8 protein-coding genes are annotated in these 4,431 nt (G+C 73.4%); 4 read left to right on the top strand and 4 right to left on the bottom strand.

Features of this window, described 5'->3' with window-relative positions; translation table 11 throughout:
- Together KBX53_RS23745 and KBX53_RS23740 are read left to right on the top strand one after the other, a co-directional pair.
- Positions 1 to 874 (top strand): hemolysin family protein (locus KBX53_RS23745; protein ID WP_210861729.1); only part of this gene is annotated, 874 nt, incomplete at its 5' end.
- Positions 875 to 946: 72 nt separating this feature from the next.
- Positions 947 to 1,132 carry a hypothetical protein gene (locus KBX53_RS23740; protein ID WP_036410487.1) on the top strand — a complete coding sequence of 62 codons (186 nt, stop codon included), beginning with the start codon at positions 947 to 949 and terminating at the stop codon, positions 1,130 to 1,132.
- A 5-nt stretch (positions 1,133 to 1,137) separates the two neighbouring features.
- On the opposite strand, the gene KBX53_RS23735 is transcribed toward KBX53_RS23740, so the two are convergent.
- Positions 1,138 to 1,788: a hypothetical protein gene (locus KBX53_RS23735; RefSeq protein WP_210861727.1), complete on the bottom strand. Its 651-nt coding sequence runs from the start codon at positions 1,786 to 1,788 to the stop codon at positions 1,138 to 1,140.
- Between the two features lie 134 nt (positions 1,789 to 1,922).
- Between KBX53_RS23735 and KBX53_RS23730 the strand changes: the two genes are divergently transcribed.
- Positions 1,923 to 2,126, top strand: a complete 204-nt coding sequence (locus tag KBX53_RS23730; protein ID WP_203121130.1) for a hypothetical protein — start codon at positions 1,923 to 1,925, stop codon at positions 2,124 to 2,126.
- Between the two features lie 5 nt (positions 2,127 to 2,131).
- Here the strand turns inward: KBX53_RS23730 and KBX53_RS23725 are convergent, their stop codons facing one another.
- The 3 genes from KBX53_RS23725 to KBX53_RS23715 all read right to left on the bottom strand — a co-directional run bounded on the left by KBX53_RS23725 (position 2,132) and on the right by KBX53_RS23715 (position 3,798).
- A complete protein-coding gene (locus tag KBX53_RS23725; protein ID WP_030327718.1) occupies positions 2,132 to 2,608 on the bottom strand; it encodes a hypothetical protein in 477 nt (158 codons plus the stop codon).
- Positions 2,605 to 2,817, bottom strand: a complete 213-nt coding sequence (locus KBX53_RS23720) for a hypothetical protein (protein WP_030327717.1) — start codon at positions 2,815 to 2,817, stop codon at positions 2,605 to 2,607. Before KBX53_RS23720 ends, KBX53_RS23725 begins: the two co-directional genes overlap by 4 nt.
- Positions 2,818 to 2,916: 99 nt before the next feature.
- Positions 2,917 to 3,798 carry a universal stress protein gene (locus KBX53_RS23715; RefSeq protein ID WP_210861725.1) on the bottom strand — a complete coding sequence of 294 codons (882 nt, stop codon included), beginning with the start codon at positions 3,796 to 3,798 and terminating at the stop codon, positions 2,917 to 2,919.
- Positions 3,799 to 3,914: 116 nt separating this feature from the next.
- Between KBX53_RS23715 and KBX53_RS23710 the strand changes: the two genes are divergently transcribed.
- A partial coding sequence (locus tag KBX53_RS23710; protein ID WP_210861723.1) for an SAM-dependent methyltransferase occupies positions 3,915 to 4,431 on the top strand: 517 nt, incomplete at its 3' end.

The raw sequence follows: 4,431 nt of genomic DNA, 5'->3' as shown, positions 1-4,431 counted from the left end.
GATTGCGACCACGGCGGGTCTGCTCGCCCGGGTGTCCCGGCCGGCGGTGTGGTTGCTCAGCCGGGCCACCGACGCGGTCGTGCGACTCGCCGGTGGCGATCCGAGGGCCAATCGGGAGGAGATGACCGAGGAGGAGCTGCGGGAGATGCTGGCCAGCCAGCGCGGCCTGTCGGCCCAGCAGCGGGAGATCCTGACCGGCGCGTTCGACATCGCCGGCCGGACGCTGCGCGAGATCCTGGTGGCACGGCGGGAGGTCACCACGCTGCCGGCGAGCCTGGCCGCCGACGAGGGGGTCCGACGGCTGGCCGCCGCCGGGCGGTCCCGCGCACCCGTCACCGGTCCCGGCGGCCTCGACGAGGTGCTCGGGGTGGTGCACATCCGTGACCTGGTGCGGGCCGGCACCGCGCCGGTGGGCGAGCGGGTCCGCGCGCCACTGCTGCTGCCGGTGACCCTGCCGGTCGCCGACGCGATGCGTCAGCTGCGGCAGGAACATCAGCAACTGGCCCTGGTCGTCGACGAGCACGGGGGCATCGACGGCATGGTCACCATGGAGGACCTGCTGGCCGAGGTGGTCGGCGAGTTGTACGACGAGACCGACCGTGACGTGCGGGGGGTGGTCCGGGAACCGGACGGGTCTCTGCTGGTGCCCGGTGACTTTCCGCTGCACGACCTGCCGGATCTGGGGGTGCGGCTGAGCTTCCCGTTGTCCCGGGACTACACGACCGTCGCCGGTCTGGTGCTGGCCCGGCTGCGGCACCTGCCGGACTCCCCGGGTGAGACGGTGCGGCTGCCCGGGCTGACCCTGCAGGTGGTGGAGGTCGCCGACCGGGCGGTACGCCGGGTGCGGCTCTGCGGGTTCGTCACCGAGCGCTGAGCATCACTCAGAAGAATGACATAACGTCTAAAAAGGTACGCAGGTAAGGGTGGTCCCCATACGGTGCCAGACGTGAAGGACCGAGGTTTGCGGACGTTCGTCACGGTGCTGGCCGGTCTCGCGGTGATCTACTTCGGCAGCGCCGGGCGCAGTCCGGAGGAGGGCCGGGGCATCTCCGGCGGGGTGGTGGTCCTGGCGTTGCTCGCCGCGTTGCTGGTGTGGCACCTGACCCGCCCGGGGGACAAGACGGTCAAGTGAGCGCCTCACCGGGCGGCGACGCGGGTGACCTCACCGGCGGACTCCTCACCCAGCGCCACCCGCACCAACGCTGAGGCGAGCCTCCCGAAGTCCGGTTCGGCGACGAGACCGGCGAGCCGGTCCGGGGACCCCGGCAGACCCAGCCGCTTCGCCCCGGCCAGGGCCCGACGGTCGGCGTACGGGCGCACGTCCGACCAGACCGACTGTGCCTCGCGCAGGTAGATGTCCGCCCCGGTGGGGCCGATGCCGGGGAACTCGGTGAGTCGCCGACGCAGCCCGGCGGGATCACCCTGGGCTTCCCAGTGCAGCCGTCGCAGGTCACCGTGCCAGCGGTCCAGGCACAGCCGGGCGCCGGTGCCGAGCATGGTGGCGGTCCGCTCGTCGTAGCGGCGGTAGTGGCCCCGCCCCAGCGCGTCGACGCGCTCCTGCCAACTGGCCGCCTCCATCGCCTGTGGGGTGCGGTAACCGGCGGCGAACAGCTCCCGGGCGGCGTCCACCGCCACACACGCCCGGATCCGGGTGCTCAGCAGCGTGGTCAGCACCAACAGCTGGTAGAGCGGGCCGGGCCGGTCGGCGAGCCGGATGCCGGCCTCCTCGGCGTACGTGCGGCCACGCCGGTCGAGCAGGACCCGCACCACCCGTCGGTCATCGCCCATCTTGGCGGGTTACCCAGTTGCGGACGGGCTAGCCGTCGCACCGGTGCCCGCAGCCGGAATGCCACCGGGGCGGGCGGGTATGCCGGCGGTGGAGGCGGTCGATGCCGCCTGCCGTACCCGGAAGGGAGACACCCGTGGTCAATCCCCAGCAGGAAGAGCTCCGGCGCAATGCCAAGGGAGCCACCAGCCAGGACAGCAAGGGGCCCAAGCCGACCGGGCACCCGCTCAACCGTGGTTCGTCGCGCGGGGACGCCGGTCGACCGGTGCCCAAGGGGCAGGTGTCGCCGTACGGCCCGGCCGGTGAGCCGGTGGCCGAGGACGACAGCGACACCCGCTGACCCGGTCAGCGACCGCGACCTGGCGGCCGCCGCAACCTGTTCCAGGTGGCGGCGGCCGCCAGCCCGTACGCGAGGTGCGGAATGATGTCGGAGATCCAGTCGGAGCGCCGCCAGGTGCGCGGGTCGCTGATCCCGAGCACCGTGATCGACCCGTCGGTCATGGTCATGACGCCGGCGCCGAGCAGCCCGGTGGCCACCGGCAACGGCTGACGCCGACCACCGGCGTAGAACGCGAACCCGACGCCCGCGGCGACCCCCAGGGCGTAACCGATGAGCGGCCCGAGGCCCGAGCGGCGGTTGGCCGCCCGGGCCCCGTTGCCCAGGTCCACGTGCGCGATCCCGGCCAGCCGGTCGACGGTCTCCTGCGGGACGTCGCTCTCGGGCCGTCCCCGCAGTGCCATGTCGAGGTAGCTGACCACGTTCAGCGCGGTGCTGCCGACGGCGCCCGCGATGGCGCCGTCGGCCACGTCGACCCTGCTCACTTCGGGTCGCCCGGTTCGCGCTCGCTCTTCGGCCCGTACGCGCGGTCACCGCGTACCACGCCGCGTTGGCCGCGATCCTCCTGCAGGATCCGGTTGGCGACCTGGTTGGCCTTGCCGTCGGGCACTCGGCGTCCGGAGTCGTCGATCGCGTTGCGCAACCGTGCCCGCTGCTTGTCGTACGCGTTACTACCCGGCCGTGGTCCTGGCATCTGTGCCTCCTTCGTCGGTCTGGGCACCTGGTGCTGCCCACCGTCCGCTGGGCGTACCGCGGCCGTCTACCCGTCTGGCGGCGGACGAACCCCGGCGGGCTAGTGGGGGGCGCGGACCACCATGACCGGGCACTGCGCGTGGTGCAGCACCGACTGGCTCACCGACCCCAGCAGCAACCCGGTCACCTCGCCGCGCCCGCGCCCGCCGACCACCGCCAGTTGGGCGGAGCGGGACGCCTCGGCGAGCACGGTGCCGGGTCGACCACGTGTCGCCTGGCACGTCAACCGCAGACCCCGATGGTCCTCGGTGAGGCCGGTCAGCCACCCGGCGAGCATCCGCTCCTGCTCGCGGTGCAGCTTCGCCTCGTCGTACACCAGGGGTTGCATGTCGCCCGGTCCGCTGCTGCCCGGGTGCCGGTAGGCGTGCACCGCCACCAGCGGCACGCCGAGCGACACGGCCGTGTCGGCGGCCACGTCCGCCGCCCGCCGGGAGGCGTCCGAACCGTCGACAGCTACCAGCACCGGCTGGTCGGGTCGTTGCGTGCCGCGGGCGACCAGCACCGGGCAGTCGGCGTACGCGGCGACCTGCACCGCGACCGAGCCGAGCACCAGCGCGGAGAACCCACCGAGCCCGCGGTCGCCGAGCACGATGAGCGCGGCGGTGGGGGACTCGCCCACCAGCACCGCGGCGGCCTCCCCATCGATGATCTCGCCGGAGATCGACAGGCCGGGCACGGTGGCCTCGGCCTCGTTCACCGCGGCCTCGACGAGTTCCTCGGCCCGGTGGCGCAGTCCACCGCCGGGTGGCGCGTCCGGGGCGGGGGAGACCGGTACGTGCAGCAGCGGCCAGATGAAGCCGTGCACGACCCGCAGTGGTCGGTGCTGCCGTGCCGCCTCGGTGGCGGCGAGGCGGACGGCACGCAGCGCCGACTCCGAGCCGTCGACGCCGACCACCACCGCCGCGTTGTTCGCCGAGTTCACCGCCCACCTCCGCCCGCGGCCAGTATCGCGGGCCCGGACGCCTTCGCGCCGCGATACCGCTGAGCGCTCCCCGGTCGGTACGCTGACGAGGACCGGCCGGGGAGGGAGCGTCGCCGATGGGTGAACCAGACCAGCCGAGCACCGCTCGCATGATCGACTTCTGGCTCGGCGGGCAGCATCACTTCCCGGTGGACGTGGCCGCCGCTCACGCGTTCGAGCAGGCGTACGGGCCGTGCGCGCCGGTGTTCCGGGAGCTGCGGGCGTTCCTGGGCCGGGCGGTGCGGGCGATGGCCGGCCAGGGCGTGGACGGTTTCCTGGTGTTCGGCGCCGGGGTGCCGACGATGGGTAACGTGCACGAGGTCGCCACCGACGCGACGGTGCTCTACACCGACGTCGATCCGGTCACCATCCGGTTGGGACAGAGCATCCTCGCCGGCAGCGACCGGGCCGGCTACGGCTTCGGCGACGCGACGGACATCGGCACCATCGATCCGGCGCAACTGCACCGCTTCGTGCCGGGGTGGGGTCGGCGGCCGGTCGGGGTGGTCTTCCTCGGCCTGGCGGCGTTCCTCGACGACGCCACGCTGACCCGCACCCTCGACGAGTTGTACGCTGCCGCGGCGCCGGGCAGCC

Origin of the sequence: Micromonospora sp. M51 (assembly GCF_018070305.1) — a bacterium.
GTDB classification, from domain to species: domain Bacteria; phylum Actinomycetota; class Actinomycetes; order Mycobacteriales; family Micromonosporaceae; genus Micromonospora; species Micromonospora parva.
Note: the sequence above shows the minus strand (reverse complement) of the source record. Positions and strands in the feature narration are given on the sequence as shown.

Coding starts and splice junctions, on each gene's coding strand:
- KBX53_RS23720 (WP_030327717.1), bottom strand. CDS start 2,817: ATGCCAGGACCACGGCCGGGTAGTAACGCGTACGACAAGCAGCGGGCA.
- KBX53_RS23735 (WP_210861727.1), bottom strand. CDS start 1,788: ATGGGCGATGACCGACGGGTGGTGCGGGTCCTGCTCGACCGGCGTGGC.